General features: G+C 76.4%; 14 protein-coding genes and 1 riboswitch. Of the genes, 3 read left to right on the top strand and 11 right to left on the bottom strand.

Features of this window, described 5'->3' with window-relative positions:
- Positions 1 to 96 precede the first annotated feature (96 nt).
- The 8 genes from ACFXGA_RS23565 to ACFXGA_RS23530 form a co-directional block, all read right to left on the bottom strand.
- Complete coding sequence (locus ACFXGA_RS23565) at positions 97 to 888, bottom strand: S1 family peptidase (protein WP_378091085.1); 792 nt, start codon at positions 886 to 888, stop codon at positions 97 to 99.
- Positions 889 to 987: 99 nt separating this feature from the next.
- The gene (locus ACFXGA_RS23560) at positions 988 to 2,247 is read right to left on the bottom strand and encodes a cobalamin biosynthesis protein (protein WP_378091083.1); all 1,260 of its coding nucleotides are present in this window, start codon (positions 2,245 to 2,247) and stop codon (positions 988 to 990) included.
- Positions 2,244 to 3,086: a precorrin-6Y C5,15-methyltransferase (decarboxylating) subunit CbiT gene (locus tag ACFXGA_RS23555; protein WP_378091081.1), complete on the bottom strand. Its 843-nt coding sequence runs from the start codon at positions 3,084 to 3,086 to the stop codon at positions 2,244 to 2,246. The genes ACFXGA_RS23560 and ACFXGA_RS23555 overlap by 4 nt, the downstream gene beginning before the upstream one ends.
- Position 3,087: 1 nt before the next feature.
- Positions 3,088 to 4,236, bottom strand: a complete 1,149-nt coding sequence (locus tag ACFXGA_RS23550; RefSeq protein ID WP_378091079.1) for an SAM-dependent methyltransferase — start codon at positions 4,234 to 4,236, stop codon at positions 3,088 to 3,090.
- A gap of 65 nt (positions 4,237 to 4,301) precedes the next feature.
- Positions 4,302 to 5,675: a cobyrinate a,c-diamide synthase gene (locus tag ACFXGA_RS23545; protein ID WP_378091076.1), complete on the bottom strand. Its 1,374-nt coding sequence runs from the start codon at positions 5,673 to 5,675 to the stop codon at positions 4,302 to 4,304.
- Positions 5,672 to 6,286, bottom strand: a complete 615-nt coding sequence (gene cobO, locus ACFXGA_RS23540; protein WP_378091074.1) for a cob(I)yrinic acid a,c-diamide adenosyltransferase — start codon at positions 6,284 to 6,286, stop codon at positions 5,672 to 5,674. The genes ACFXGA_RS23545 and cobO overlap by 4 nt, the downstream gene beginning before the upstream one ends.
- A 10-nt stretch (positions 6,287 to 6,296) precedes the next feature.
- The gene (locus ACFXGA_RS23535) at positions 6,297 to 8,237 is read right to left on the bottom strand and encodes a putative cobaltochelatase (RefSeq protein WP_378091072.1); all 1,941 of its coding nucleotides are present in this window, start codon (positions 8,235 to 8,237) and stop codon (positions 6,297 to 6,299) included.
- A 56-nt stretch (positions 8,238 to 8,293) separates the two neighbouring features.
- Positions 8,294 to 8,390, bottom strand: a riboswitch (cobalamin riboswitch).
- Positions 8,377 to 8,973, bottom strand: coding sequence for a TetR/AcrR family transcriptional regulator (locus tag ACFXGA_RS23530; RefSeq protein WP_378091070.1), 597 nt, complete (start codon positions 8,971 to 8,973; stop codon positions 8,377 to 8,379). (Overlaps the previous riboswitch by 14 nt.)
- A gap of 100 nt (positions 8,974 to 9,073) precedes the next feature.
- Here ACFXGA_RS23530 and ACFXGA_RS23525 point away from each other — a divergent pair, with 100 nt between their 5' ends.
- Positions 9,074 to 9,973 carry a zinc-binding alcohol dehydrogenase family protein gene (locus ACFXGA_RS23525; RefSeq protein ID WP_378091068.1) on the top strand — a complete coding sequence of 300 codons (900 nt, stop codon included), beginning with the start codon at positions 9,074 to 9,076 and terminating at the stop codon, positions 9,971 to 9,973.
- Here the strand turns inward: ACFXGA_RS23525 and ACFXGA_RS23520 are convergent.
- The gene (locus ACFXGA_RS23520; RefSeq protein WP_378091066.1) at positions 9,893 to 11,125 is read right to left on the bottom strand and encodes a cytochrome P450; all 1,233 of its coding nucleotides are present in this window, start codon (positions 11,123 to 11,125) and stop codon (positions 9,893 to 9,895) included. The two genes, ACFXGA_RS23525 and ACFXGA_RS23520, sit on opposite strands and share 81 nt — an antisense overlap.
- A gap of 36 nt (positions 11,126 to 11,161) precedes the next feature.
- Between ACFXGA_RS23520 and ACFXGA_RS23515 the strand changes: the two genes are divergently transcribed.
- Positions 11,162 to 12,340: an 8-amino-7-oxononanoate synthase gene (locus ACFXGA_RS23515; protein WP_378091064.1), complete on the top strand. Its 1,179-nt coding sequence runs from the start codon at positions 11,162 to 11,164 to the stop codon at positions 12,338 to 12,340.
- On the opposite strand, the gene ACFXGA_RS23510 is transcribed toward ACFXGA_RS23515, so the two are convergent.
- Together ACFXGA_RS23510 and ACFXGA_RS23505 are read right to left on the bottom strand one after the other, a co-directional pair.
- Positions 12,294 to 12,752 (bottom strand): GNAT family N-acetyltransferase, encoded by a 459-nt coding sequence (locus ACFXGA_RS23510; RefSeq protein WP_378091062.1) that lies wholly within the window; start codon positions 12,750 to 12,752, stop codon positions 12,294 to 12,296. The two genes, ACFXGA_RS23515 and ACFXGA_RS23510, sit on opposite strands and share 47 nt — an antisense overlap.
- 20 nt (positions 12,753 to 12,772) lie before the next feature.
- Positions 12,773 to 13,492, bottom strand: coding sequence for a serine protease (locus ACFXGA_RS23505; RefSeq protein ID WP_378091060.1), 720 nt, complete (start codon positions 13,490 to 13,492; stop codon positions 12,773 to 12,775).
- A gap of 178 nt (positions 13,493 to 13,670) precedes the next feature.
- Here ACFXGA_RS23505 and ACFXGA_RS23500 point away from each other — a divergent pair, with 178 nt between their 5' ends.
- Positions 13,671 to 14,279, top strand: a complete 609-nt coding sequence (locus ACFXGA_RS23500; RefSeq protein WP_378091058.1) for a LysE family translocator — start codon at positions 13,671 to 13,673, stop codon at positions 14,277 to 14,279.
- Positions 14,280 to 14,395 lie beyond the last annotated feature (116 nt).

Here is a 14,395-nt window from a genome sequence, read left to right as displayed (position 1 = left end):
CGGAGACCCACGATAAGAGGGCCATGGCCACCCAATCTAACCCGGGCACGGGCCCCAGCCGCGTTAATCCACCGGGTCGGGGGCACGTCGCGGCGGTTACAGCTGCGCCGTGATCACCGAGTAGTACGACGCGATCCGCGCGTACACGCCCGGGTAGCCCGCGAGCGCGCAGCCCCGGCCGAACGAGGTCGCGCCGATGAGCTTGCCGCCCGCGACCAGCGGGCCGCCCGAGTCGCCCTGGCAGGTGTCCACGCCGCCCTGCGGGTAGCCCGCGCACACCATGGACGTGTTGCTGTAGTTCGAGTACGCCGTGCGGCAGGTCGCGTCGGACGTCACCGGCACGGTCGCGCCGAGCAGGTAGCGCGACGCCGAGCCGCCGGACGACGTGGTGCCCCAGCCGTAGATCCGGGCGCTCGTGTTCGCCGCGTACAACGCGGTGTCGGACGGGGTGGCCAGCGGCAGGTAGGTGGAGCTGATGCTGGTGCCCAGGGTCAGCACCGCCACGTCGTAGCCGGAGCTGGCGGTCCGGTAGCTGGGGTGCACCCAGATGCCGCTCACCGTGGCGACCGTGCCCGCCGTGCTCTGCTTGTCGTCCCGGCCGTGCACCACGCGGGTGCTCGACGCGGACCGGCCGCTCACGCAGTGCGCGGCCGTGACGACCTTGTTGGCCTTGACCAGCGTGCCGCCGCAGAACTGGCTGCCGGTGCTGGTGGCCAGGTAGACCACCCACGGGTAGGTGCTGGTGGACACGCGCGACCCGCCGACGATGTACGGCGACACGCCGGTGTCGGACGAGGCGCCGGCCGACGCGGGCGCGACGGTCAGCAGACCGATCGCGGCCACGGCCGCGGCCATCGCGGTGACCAGGCGACGCAGGGTTTTCGCCATGTCGATCCTTCCGGTGCAGGGACGCCCGGGACGGGCGCACCTCCAGCTAGGACCAAGACGACGAAAGCGACAACCGCCTTTCGACGGTCCGTCGGGACTTCACAGTTGACGAGTGACACCCGTCACACGGACGACATCCGCCCGAATCGGCCCGGCAACAACGGGTCCCGCGCCCGCCTCCACGTAGGCCACCGCCGCGCCCGCCTCCGCCAGCCGCACCGCGCCGTCCGCCGCGACCCGCGTGCCGGGCCGCAGGAGGTGCCGCACCTGCGCCACGCACTCGGCGCTGCCCACCACGACCGACGCCCGCCGCAGCTCGGCCTCGGCCCGCGGGGTGCGCTCGTCCGCGTCGCCGGGGCCCAGGCCCACCAGCGCCAACCGGCCGCGCGGCAGCACCCGGGCGGCGGCCACGGTCACGCCCGCGCCCTTCACCTTCTCCGCCGCCATCTCCACCCGGCCGCCTCCGGACAGCTCCATCGCACCGCGCAACGCCGCCGCCTCGGCCACGCTGGGGATGCCGATCGCCAGCTCCGCCGGGTTCGGCACGGGGATCACCGCCAGCTCCTCGCCGGGGTAGGACAGCAGCGGCGCGGTGGTCGAGTCGTGCCAGAAGCCCCAGTCCTCCAGGGCGTCGGCGATGCCCTGCTCGGCGACCTTGCGGTCCAGCGTGGCGAATGCGCGCACCGCGCGCGGGTCCAGCCCGTGCTCCTCCTCCAGCCGCGCCAACGCCGCCGACACCGCGGCCGCCGGCACCCCGGCGGCGGACCCGACGCCGACCACGAGCGTGCGGGGCACGATCCGCACCAGGCGGTCGTTCCGCGGCCCCCGGGGCACCCGGTCGTCCACCACGACCGTCCACCCGGTCCCGCGCTCGCGCCCCACCACGTTGTCCGGCAGCGCGGGCAGCGGGAACCCGAGCGGGTTGACCAGCGCCACCGGCTCGCCCAGCCGCACCGCCTCGCCGCACCCGGCCAGGTCGCCCTCGACCGCGGCGTCCAGCAGCTCCACCAGCTCGTCCAGCGGCGAGTCGGCCGCCGCGGACGTGGTCACGGCCTGCGCGCCCAGCACGTCGGCGATCCGGCCGGCCAACGCGTCCGCGCCGCCCAGCAGCGACACGGCGAACCCGCCGTCCACGCACACCACGCCGGGGTCGGCGCGCTCGTCGCGCAGCAGCGGCGCGACCAGCCGCACGGTCGCCGCCGTGCCGAGGAAGAACACCGCCGACCCCAGCCTGGGCCACAGCGCGCGCAACGCGGGCCCGATCGGCCCGTCCGGCACCACCGCGTCCGGCCCCAGCAGCCCGGCCAGGTCGACCGCGGCCCGCCGACCGCGCTCGCCGGCGGCGAACACCCCGATCACGCCCGCTTCACCCCCCACAGCACGGTCACCGGGTTGGTGGCCGTCAACGTCCCGCCGGTCAGCCGCGCCGCCGCGACCTGGCTGCCCTCGACCTCGTACCCGGCGTCCAGCAACGCGTCCCGCGCGGGCAGGACGCGGTCCAGGTCGGGGGTCGCCACCACGACCCGCCGCGCGCCGGACTTCGCGCACCGCCGCACCACGTCCGGGCCGCCGCCGCCGACGAACACCGCGTCGGGCCGGGGCAGCTCGCCCGCCTGGTCCAGCTCGGCCTCGACCACGCGCACGTCCACGCCGTGCGCGGAGGCGTTGGCGATGATCCGCACGCACTGCACCGGATCCCGCTCCACCGCGACGACCGCCGCGCCCAGCCGCGCGCACTCGACGCCGATCGCGCCGGGGCCCGCGCCGACGTCCCACACCAGCACGCCGGGGCGCGGCGCGAGCCGGGCCAGCACCAGCGCCCGCACCTCCGCCACGGCCACCATGCCGTCGCGGTGCGCGAAGTCGTCGTCCGGCAGGGCCCAGCCCTCGCCCGCCGGCGCGAAGCCCTGCTCCGCCAGGCACAGCAGCGGGCCCGGGTCGGACCACCGGCGCGCCACCGCGTCCGCCGGGTCCACGGTGGACAGACCGGCGGCGGAGGACACCACCAGGGAGCGCCGCCACCCGGCGAGCCCGCGGGCGAGTTCGGCCGGGTCGGCGCCGGAGACGACGACGGCGGGCCGCGCCCGGCACACGTTCAGCGCGTGGCGCGGCCCCGACGCCGCGGCGTCCACCACCGTCACGTCGGCCCAGGACCGGCCGGCCTCGGTGACGAAGCGGTGCAGCGCGACGACGTCCACGTCAGTTCACGCGCTTGTTCTTCTTGGCCCGCGGCGCGGCCGGCTTGCGGGGCGTCGTGCTGGCCTGCACGGCGGCGGGCTTGCGCTTCGCGGCGGCGGCCACCACGGGCTTCGGCTTGGGCTTGGCCTCCGGCTCGGGCGCCTGCCCGTCCGACGGCGGCACGGCCTGCCCGGCCTGCCCGGACCCGGCGTGCTCCCCGGGCTCGTCGGCCCCGGCGTGGCCGTCGGCGATCAGGTGCAGCAGCGGCTCGCCGACCGGCTCGGGCTTCGGCTTGGCGGCGGCGGGGCGCTTGGTGCGCGCGGTCTCCTGCCACTCGTGCACGGCCGACCACGCCGCGACCGACGACGGCGACTCGGCGGACGGCTTCGCGACCGGGCGGTTCGCGCGCAGGGCCCACCGCGACGGCCGCGCCCGGCGCACCGGCTCGTCTCCCTCGACCACCGGGGAGCGGCGGCGCGGCGCGGGCTGCGCGAGCACCTTGCCGACCAGGAACAGCGTGGTGCGGTAGAGCTTGTGCTCCTTCACGCACGCCTCCAGCTCGCCCACCGTGGTGTGCGCGACCGTCTCGTCGGGCAGGGAGACCTTGTAGGCCACCACGACCGGCGTGTCGTCGGGGTAGCCGCCCGCGCGCAGCCGCTCGACCAGCAGGCCGGCCCGCGCGCCGGACGCGGAGATCGCCATCGTGGTGCCGTGCGCGGCGAACTCCTCGACGTGCTCGGCGGTCTCGGGCCCGACCAGCAGCAGCGACTGCGCGACGTCCGAAGTGGTCAGTTCGCGGCCGACGGACGCCGCCGCGGCGGACACCTGCGACACCCCGGGCACCACGTCGGTCTCCAGGCCGAGCCGGCGGCACGCCTCCTGCTGGTCGCGCAGCCCGCCCCACAGCGACGGGTCGCCCGCGTGCAGCCGCACGACCTTCAGCCGGCCCGCCGACGCGCGCCGGTACACCTCGACCACCTCGGCCTCGGTGACGCGCGAGAAGTCGACCAGCTCCGCGTCGGGCCGGGCGTGCTCGCGCACGCACTCGGCCTCGACCACGCTGGGCGCCCACAGCACGACGTCGGCCTCGGCTATCCGCTTGGCGCCGCGCACGGTGATGAGATCGGCGGCGCCGGGACCGGCGCCCACGAAGGAGACCCGACCAGTCATCACAACTGCTCCCCACGACGTGTCCGGCTTGCTGGGCAAGGACCGTACCGCGCGAGCGCGATCCACTAACGAGTGGCCTCGGAGCGCGCGGACGCGCTCGCGCAGGCCCGCACGAAGCGGGTCACGGCCTCCGGCGCGGACGCGGGATGGGTGTGCAGGTACGACGCGTGGACCCGGCCGACGACGAAACCCTCGGCCACAGGGCGCTGGTCGTGGCCGCGCCACCGCCAGGCCGGTTTCGCGCCGTGCGGGACGCTCAGCGCGGTGCGGTGGAACTCGTGCCCGGTGACCCGGGAACCCGCGCGGGCCAGCACGGAGTCCTGCGGCGCGACGGCGTCGCGGTAGCCGAGCGTGAGCCGGGACGTCATCGCGCCCTCCGCCTCGATCACGCCGCACATCGGCGCGCCGTCCAGCGACTTCGCCAGGTACAGCAGGCCGCCGCACTCGGCGTGCACCGGCGCGCCGGCGCGGGCCAGGGCGGCGACGGCGGCGCGCAGCCCCTCGTTGGCCGACAGCTCGGCGGCGTGCTGCTCGGGGAAACCGCCGGGCAGCACCAGACCGGCCGTGCCGGCGGGCAGCGCCTCGTCCCGCAGCGGGTCCACCACGACGACGTCCGCGCCGGCCGCGGCCAGCAGCTCGACCTGCTCGGCGTAGCCGAACGTGAACGCCGCGCCGCCCGCGACGGCCACCGCAGGCGCGCCGGCGACCGGCCGGACCTCGGCGCGCGGGTCCCAGGCGGGCACCGCCAGGGCGGGCGCGCCGGCGGCGAGCCTGCGCACCGCGTCGAGGTCCACGTGGCGCGCGACGGCGTCCGCGATGGCGTCCACGGCGGCCACCGCGGCGGGTCCGTGCTCGGCGGCCGTGACCAGGCCCAGGTGCCGGGACGGCAGCGCGAACCGGTCGTCGCGCGGCAGCACGCCCAGCACCTCCAGCCCGACCTCGGCGCACGCGCCGCGCAGCACGTGCTCGTGCCGGGCGGAGCCGACCTGGTTGAGCACCACGCCGCCGAGCCGCACGGTCGGGTCGTAGCCCCGGAAACCGTGGAGCAGGGCGGCGAGGCTGCGGCTCTGGCCGCGCGCGTCGACCACGAACAGCACCGGCGCGGACAGCAGCTTGGCCACGTGCGCGGTGGACCCGACGCCCTCGGTGTCCACCCGCCCGTCGAACAGCCCCATGACGCCCTCGACCACGGCCAGGTCGCAGCCGCGGGCGCCGTGCGCGAACAGGCTCGCCACCCGGTGCTCGCCGACCATCACGGGGTCGAGGTTGCGGCCCGGCCTGCCGGTCGCCACCGAGTGGTAGCCGGGGTCGATGTAGTCGGGGCCGACCTTGAACGGCGCGACCCGGTCGCCCGCGCGCCGCAGCGCCGCCATCAGGCCGGTGGCCACGGTGGTCTTGCCGCTGCCCGACGCGGGCGCGGCGACCACCAGCCGGTTCACCACTCGATCCCCTTCTGGCCCTTCTGACCCGCGTCCATCGGGTGCTTGACCTTGGTCATCTCCACCACCAGGTCGGCGGCGTCCACGAGCGCGGCGGGCGCGTGCCGCCCGGTGATGACCACGTGCTGGTGGCCGGGCCGGGAGGCGAGGGCGTCCACCACCTCGGCCACGTCGATCCAGCCCCAGTGCAGCGGGTAGGTGAACTCGTCCAGCACGTACAGGCCGTGCCGCTCGGCGCGCAGCCGCCGGGCGATCTCCGACCAGCCCTCGCGGGCGGCGGCGGCGTGGTCCTCCTCGGTGCCCTGCTTGCGGGTCCAGGACCAGCCCTCGCCCATCTTGTGCCACTCGACGGGCCCGCCTTCGCCGGTCTGCTCGTGCAGGCGGCCGAGGGCGCGGAACGCCGACTCCTCGCCGACCTTCCACTTGGCCGACTTGACGAACTGGAAGACGCCGATGGACCAGCCCTGGTTCCAGCCGCGCAGCGCGAGCCCGAAGGCGGCGGTGGACTTGCCCTTCATCTCGCCGGTGTGCAGCACGACCAGGGGCCGGTTGCGGCGCTGGCGCGTGGTGAGGCCGTCGGCGGGGACGACGGCCGGTTGTCCTTGGGGCACTTCGACGCTCCTACGCGGCTCGGGCGGCGCGCACGACGCCGGCGACCTGGTCTGCGGACAGTTCCTCCAGGCGCACGCACGCCGCGCCGAGCGCGGACGCGACGCGGGCGGCCAGGCCGAGCCGGATCGGGCCGTGCTCGCAGTCGACCACGACGGACGCGACCCGGTCGGCGGCCAGCAGGCCGGCCGCGCGCAGCGCGTCGCCCATCGGGTCGCCGCCCGTCCCGGCGGCGGTCGCGCGGCCGTCGGTGAGCAGCACCAGCAGCGGCCGGCGGCGCGGGTCGCGGACGCGTTCGGCGTCCAGCACGCGGCGGGCGCGCAGCAGGCCGTCGGCCAACGGGGTCCGGCCGCCGGTGCGCAGGGCGCGCAGCCGGGCCGCCGCCGCGTCCACCGAGTTGGTCGGCGGCAGGGCCACCTGCGCCTCCCGGCCGCGGAACGTGACCACGCCGACCTTGTCCCGCCGCTGGTAGGCGTCGCGGAGCAGGGAGATCACCGCGCCGCCGACCGCGGCCATCCGCTGCCGGGCCGCCATCGAGCCGGACGCGTCGACCACGAACAGCACGAGGTTGCCCTCCTTGCCCTCGCGCACCGACAGCCGCAGGTCGGACGCGCGCAGCTCCAGGCCGGGGCCGCGGCGTCCCCGGGCCGCCTGGTGCGGCGCGGCCGCGCCGAGCGTGCCGACGACGTGCAGGCCCGTTCCGTCCACAGTGGACGAGCGGACCACGCGGCCGGTGCGGGCGCGGGCCCGGGACCGCTTGCCCGGCGCGCCCTCGCCGACGCCCGGGACCTGCAACAGCCGGGCGCGGAACGCGGGCGCGGGGGCGTGCGACCGCTCGGCCGAACCGGAACCGTCCGAAGTGGACTCCGGCGGTTCGCCGGGCAGGGGCGCGCCGCCGCCTCCGTCGTCGTCCGGGCCGTCGGGGCCGTCCTCCGGCTCTTGGGCGGCCTCGGAACCCTGCCGGAGGGCGTCGTCGAGCTGCTCCTGCTCCAGGCCCGGCTCGTCGAACGGGTCGCGGCGCCTGCGGTGCGGCAGCGCGAGCCGGACGGCGGCCTCCACGTCCTCCTCCGCCACCTCGTCCGCGCCCCGCCAGGCGGCGTGCGCGGTCGCGGCGCGGGCCACCACGAGGTCCGCGCGCATCCCGTCCACCTCGAACGCGGCGCAGATCGCGGCGATGCGGCGCAGCTCCGGGTCCGGCAGCGCGACCGCGGGCAGCCGGTCGCGGGCGGCCACGATCCGCCGGGCCAGCTCCGCGTCCGCCTCGGCCCAGCGGGCGGCGAACCCCTCCGGGTCGGCCTCGTAGGCCAGCCGCCGCCGCACGACCTCGGCGCGCGTCGCCACGTCCCGGGAGGCGCGGACCGCGACCGTGAGGCCGAACCGATCGAGCAGCTGCGGGCGCAGCTCGCCCTCCTCCGGGTTCATCGTCCCGACCAGGAGAAACGACGCGGCGTGCGACACGGACACGCCTTCGCGCTCGACGTGCGCGCGGCCCATGGCGGCGGCGTCGAGCAACAGGTCCACGAGGTGGTCGTGCAGCAGGTTCACCTCGTCCACGTAGAGCACGCCCCGGTGCGCGGCGGCCAGCAGGCCGGGCTGGTAGGCGCGGACGCCCTCGGTCAACGCGCGCTCCAGGTCGAGCGAGCCGACCAGCCGGTCCTCGGTCGCGCCCACCGGCAGCTCGACCAGCCGGGCCGGTCGGCGTTCCGAGCCGCCGCCGTGCGGCCCGTCGGGGCAGTCGGCCGGCGCGGCCGGGTCGCAGCCGAACCGGCAGCCCGGCGCCACGTCCAGCTCGGGCAGCAGCGCGGCGAGCGCGCGGACCACGGTCGACTTCGCGGTCCCCTTCTCGCCGCGGACGAGCACCCCGCCGATACCGGGGTGCACGGCGTTGAGCAGGAGGGCCGTGCGGAGGTCGTCGTGGCCGACGACGGCGGAAAAGGGGAAACGCGCGCCCATGCGGCGGTGTCCTTCCTCGGGTGTCCACGCCCGTGTCCGGTCTACGAGTCGGGGGTCGAGTTCCTGACTCCCGGCTCCTCGGTCCGGTCACAGTGGCGGGACCGCGCCGGATTCGCACCGGCTTCCTCGCACACCCCCTCTACAGCCTGGGCATCGTCGCACTTCGCCCGGCCGCCTCCAAGTCCCCGGCCAGCACGCCCCGCGCGAGCGAGATCACACCGGCCCGCACCCGCGGCACGCCCAGGCCGCACTCGCGCACCAGGTGGCCGAGCGTGTCCGCGCGGAGCTGGGCCAGCAGCGCGTGCGCCAGGAACTCCGCGTCCGCACCCGGCCTGACCTGGGCGATCAAGGTGGTTAGGCGCTGCCGGGTCAGCTCGGCGTTCGCGTCGCACGCGATGCTGCGCGAGGACACCCGCTCGAACGCGGCCACCAGCGGCAGCGAGGCCGTCACGTGGTCGAACAGGGTGGCCACGAACGTGACGACCCTCTCGTCCGCGGGCACGTCGTCGGCCTCCAGCAGGGCCCGGGACTGCTCCCGCCACGTGCGCGAGGTCTCGTCCACGACGGCCCGCACGAGCCCGTCGCGGTCGCCGAAGCGGCGGAAGACCGTGCCCTTGCCCACACCGGCGGCGGTCGCCACGTCGTCCATCGAGAACCCGTCCGGCCCGCGTTCGGCGATCAGGCGCGCGGCCGCGGCGAGGATCGCGGCGCGGTTGCGCTCGGCGTCCTTCCGCATCGTGGACCTCCTCCGCCGCCGCTTGACAGAACCGGACCGGCGGTCCGTATCGTAGCGGACGTAAACGGACCGACGGTCCGCTTGAGTGGTGGGAGGCGCGGTGCGCGCAGTGCGGTTCGACGAGTTCGGTCCGGCGGACGTGCTCGGGGTGCGGGAGGTGCCCGACCCGGTCCCGGGTCCGGGCCAGGTGCTGGTCCGCGTCACGGCGATCGGCGTCAACTACGGCGAGACGCTCATCCGCTCGGGCCGGGCGTCGGCGGTGGTGCCCTGGTACGACCTCGCGCCCGGCGCGCTCGGCGGCGAGGTGGTCGGGGTGGCCGCCGACGGCCGGCGGCTGGTCGGGTTCGCGCTGGGCGAGGGCTACGCCGAGCTGGCCCTGCTGCCGCAGGACGCGACCGAGGTGCCCGACGGCGTGTCCGACCACGAGGCGCTGGCGCTGTACCTGCAGGGCGCGACGGCGGTGACGGCCGCGGACGCGGTCCGGCTCGCCGCGGGCGAGCGGGCGCTGGTCGAGGCGGCGGGCGGCGGGGTCGGCAGCCTGCTGGTGCAGGTCGCGGCACGGGCGGGCGCGACCGTCGTGGCCGCCGCGCGGGGCGGCCGGAAGCTCGACCTGGCCCGCGAGCTGGGCGCGCACGAGGTCGTCGACTACGGCGAGCCGGACTGGTCGGCCGGGGTCGAGCCGGTCGACGTGGTGTTCTCGTCGGTCGGCGGCGCGGTCGGGCGGCAGTCGTTCGAGCTGCTGCGCGACGGGGTGGGCAGGCTGGCCGTGTTCGGATTCGCGAGCGGCGAGCCGCTGGACGTGACGGCGTCCGACGTGTTCCGCAAGGGCGTGGCCGTGCTGGGGTTCGGCAACCCCCTCACGCCCGACGTGGTGCGGCGGGTGTTCGACCTCGGGCTGCGCCCCGTGCTGGGCGAGGCGCTACCGCTGGCCGACGCCGCCCGCGCCCACGAACTGCTGGAGGGCCGGGCCACCACCGGCAAGGTCGTGCTGGTCCCCTAGCTCGACCTCCACGCTCAGCGGCGCGCGGAACGACAGCAGGCCCAGCATCGGCGGCGGCGCGGCGGAGGCCAGGCGCAGGCGCGGGAACCGCCGCGCGGTCTCCCGCAGCACCACCTCCGCCTCCAGCCGGGCGAGGCCCGCGCCGAGGCAGAAGTGCCTGCCGAAGCCGAACGCCAGGTGCCGGCGCGCGTTCGGCCGGGCCGGGCAGAACCGCTCGGGCTCCGCGAACACCTCCGGGTCCGACCCGCTGCCCGCGAGCATCAGCAGCAGCGGCGCGCCCGCCGGGACGTCCACGCCCGACAGCGTCACCGGCTCGGCGGTGACGCGCCGCCACGTGCTCACCGGCGGGTCGCGCCGCAGCACCTCCTCCACGCACGCGGCGGCCACGCCCGGCTCGCCCAGCCGGGACCACAGGCCCTCCTCCCGCAGCACCGCGTGGAACGCCGAGCACAGCAGCTGGGTCGTCGTCTCCTGGCCCGCGATCAACAGGAAGTAGCAGAGGCCGGCCGCGTCCCGGATCGGCACGTCGTCCGCCCGCAACGCGCCGAACAGGTCGTCGTCGGCCGGGTCGGCGGCCCTGATCCGCGCGGTGAGCCACCGGTGGAACTCGGCGGCCGGGCGGGCCAGCTCGTGCTGCCGCTCCTCCGTGACGTCACCCCAGAACAGCTCCAGCGACGCCGTGCTCCACGCCTTGAGCGCGTCGACGTCCACGTCCCGGATGCCCATGACCTCCAGCAGCACGATCGCGGGCAGGTCGCGGGCCAGCGCCGGGTGCAGGTCGGCCCGACCGCTGAGCCGGTCCAGCCGTTCGGCGGCCAGGTCGGCGATCCGCGGGCCCGTCGCCGCCACCCGCGCCGGCGTCAGGAACCGGGCCACCAGGCGGCGCAGCGCGGCGTGCGTGCCGGTGCCGTTGTTGGCCAGCGTCGGCGGCAGCGAGAACCCGGCGCGGGCGAGCACCCGCAGCACCGAACCCGGCATCCCGGTCACCGCGGTCAACGCGTTGTCCGGGCGGAACCGGCGCGGGTCCGCCAGCACGGCGCGCACGTCGTCGTAGCGGCTGACCAGCCACAGCCCCGTGCGCCCGTCGCGGTGGACCGGCGCCTCCTCCCGCAACGAGCGCAGGTCGCCTGGTTCCGGCCGGAAGAGGTCCACGCCGGCACGGTAGCCGTCGGATGCGACACTGCCGGCGTGAGCGTGCGCACAGGGGAGTCGGTGTTCGACTGGATCGACACGCGGGCCGACGCCCGCGCGAAAGCCGGCCTGGCGCGCCGGGTCCGGCCGCGCCCGGCCGACTCGACCGACCTCGACCTGGCGTCGAACGACTACCTCGGCCTGGCCCGCGACAAGCGGGTCACCGGCGCGGCCGCGGCGGCCTCGCTGCGCTGGGGCGCGGGCTCCACCGGCTCGCGGCTCGTCACCGGATCCACCGAGCTGCACACGGAGCTGGAGTACGAGCTGGCGAACTTCTGCGGCACGCAGTCGGCGCTGGTGTTCTCGTCGGGCTACGCGGCGAACCTGGGCGCGCTGACCGCGTTGTCCGGTCCGGGCACCGCGATCGTGGCCGACCAGCACATCCACGCCTCCCTGATCGACGGCACGCGGCTGTCCAAGGCGGACGTCGTGGTCGCCGGGCACTGCGACGTCGGCCAGGTCGCGCACGCCCTGGCCACCCGCGGCAAGCGGCGGGCGCTGGTGGTGACCGACTCGGTGTTCTCCATCGACGGCGACCTCGCGCCGCTCGCGGAGCTGGCCGCGACCTGCCGCGAGCACGACGCCGCGCTGGTCGTGGACGACGCGCACGGCCTCGGCGTGGTGGGCGACGGCGGGCGCGGCGCGGTGCCCGCCGCGGGCCTGGCCAAGGCCCCCGACGTGGTGACGACGGTGACGCTGTCGAAGTCGCTGGGCGCGCAGGGCGGCGCGGTGCTCGGGCCGAGCCGGGTGATCAGGCACCTGGTCGACACCGCGCGCACGTTCATCTTCGACACCGGGCTCGCGCCGTCGAGCGCGGCGGCGGCGCTGGCCGCGTTGAAGGTGCTGCGGGAGGAGCCGGACCGGCCCGCGCGGGCCCTGGAGGTCGCCCAGGACCTCGCGTTCCGGTTGCGGGACAAGGGGTTGCGGGTGAGCACGCCGACCGCGGCCGTCGTCTCGGTGCAGGCGCCGTCGCCCGAGGCGGCGTTCGGCTGGGCCGAGGCGTGCCGCGCGCAGGGCGTGGTCGTCGGCTGCTTCCGGCCGCCATCGGTGCCGGACGGGATCTCCCGGCTCCGCCTGACCGCGCGGGCCGACCTGTCCGAGGGCGACCTCGACCGGGCCGTGCGGGTGATCACGGAGACCGGCGCATCCGCAGGTGCGGTATCCCGTCCTCGATGAACTCCGCGCCCTGCGGCTCGAAGCCGAACGACGCGTAGAAGTCGGCCACGTAGGTCTGCGCGTCCAGCACGCACGTCGCCTGCCCGACCTCCGCCAGCGCCGCCTCCACCAGCCGGCGGCTGTAGCCGCGGCCGCGGGCGGCGCGGGCGGTGCACACCCGGCCGATGCGGAACGTGCCGTCGGGCTCCTCCAGCAGCCTCAGGTACGCCCGCGGTCCCGGTGAGCCGTCGGCCTCCAGCCAGAAGTGCCGGGTGCCCGGCTCCAGGTCACGCCCGTCGAGGTCCGGGTAGGCGCAGTCCTGCTCCACCACGAACACCTCGCCGCGCAGCTTGAGCACGGCGTAGAGCTGGTCGGCGGTCAGGTCGGCCGACCACTGCCGGCGCAGCGTCGCCGGGAACCGGGGTGAGTGCACCTCGCCTTGGTACCACAGCGTCAGAGCAGGTCCTGGTACCGGCTCAGCCGGGTGTAGACGCCGGGTTCGCCGGGGCGGGCGCAGCCGCGGCCGTAGGACACGAGGCCGACGAGCCGCCCGGCCGCGGTGAGCGGGCCGCCGGAGTCGCCCTCGCAGGCGTCCTTGCCGCCCTCCGGGTAGCCCGCGCACAGCATCCCGCCCGGCTGGTAGCCGGGGATCGCGGCGGCGCACTCGGCGTCCGGGCGGATCGGCACGTCGACCTCCCGCAGCCGCCTGCTCGGCGGGCTCAGCTCGCCGGTGCGGCCCCAGCCGTGCACGGTGGCCGGGCCGGGCGCGGCGGCGGCGACGGCGATCGGCCGGTACGGCAGCGGGGTGGCCAGGGTGAGCGTGGCCACGTCGTGACCGGCGGAGACCTCGGTGAAGGACGGGTGCCGCCAGACGGCCGTGACGCCGACCGCCCGGCCGCCGCCGGTGTCGAGGTCGGCCCGGCCGGCGACCGCGGTGAGGTCCGCGGGCAGCCGGTCGCGGTCCCCGAGCACGGTGCGCGACCGGGTGCAGTGCGCGGCGGTGACCACCTTGTCCGGGGCCACCAGCGCGCCGCCGCAGAAGAAGGCGCCCCGGTCGAACAGCGCCACGACCCACGGCGCCGCGGCCGCCTCGCGGCCGCCCACGATCGCGTCCGCGGGCAGCGCCGACAGGACGAGCACGAGCACGGCGAAGACCGGCGCGCTGATGCGCATGGAGCACCCCTCTTGCGTCGTGTGGCCGAACGGGCACAGACCGTAGCGGACTGCGCCTTCGCGCGTCATACGGGGATGGGATCCGGAAAATCTGTTGTTAGGATCCAGTGGAACCGAAGATTTCACGGCCAGTGAGGCAGATCACCGACGATCTGTCCGGAACATGAGGGAGGTTTCCATGCACCTGGACTTCACCCAGCTGCCGGCGTTCCTGATCGCCTGCGCGGTGGTCGTGCTGACCCCCGGCGTGGACGCCTTCCTGCTGCTGCGCACCTCGATGCGCTCGGGCACCCGGGCGGGGCTGCTGGCGCTGGCGGGCATCCACACCGCGGCCTTCGTGCAGGTGGCGCTGGTCATCTCGGGCCTGGGCGTGGTGATCGCCCGCTACCCCGCCGTGCTGACCGGGCTGCGCTGGATCGGCGCGGCGTACCTGCTCTACCTCGCCGTGTCGATCACGCGCGGGCTGGTGCGGCGGTCGGGCGGCGGCGAGGTGGCGCCGGTCGCGCCGCGGCCGTTCCGGCAGGGGTTCCTGACCAACATCACGAACCCGAAGATGCTGCTGTTCTCGCTGGCGTTCCTGCCGCAGTTCATCGGCACGGGCGACCCCGCGCTCCAGCTCGGCGTGCTCGCCGCCGTGTTCCTCGGCCTGGCCGCGCTGTGGGAGCTGATGATCGTGGTCGCCGCGGCCCGGGTCGCCGGCTCCCTGCGCCGCCCCGGCGTGACGACGGCGCTGGACGCGGTGTGCGCGGCGGTGTTCCTCACCATGTCGGTCGGGCTGGTGCTCTGAGCCGGCGCGGGGGGCGCCCCGGGGCCGCGGGGCGCGGGGCCCCCCGGCGCCCCCCCCCCCCCCCGCGGTGCGGCCCCGCCGGGGTGGCGCGCGTTGGGTTTATTCCCCCCCTGCCC

Source organism: Actinosynnema sp. NPDC059335 (genome assembly GCF_042752395.1).
Taxonomy (GTDB): Bacteria; Actinomycetota; Actinomycetes; order Mycobacteriales; family Pseudonocardiaceae; genus Actinosynnema.
Note: the sequence above shows the minus strand (reverse complement) of the source record. Positions and strands in the feature narration are given on the sequence as shown.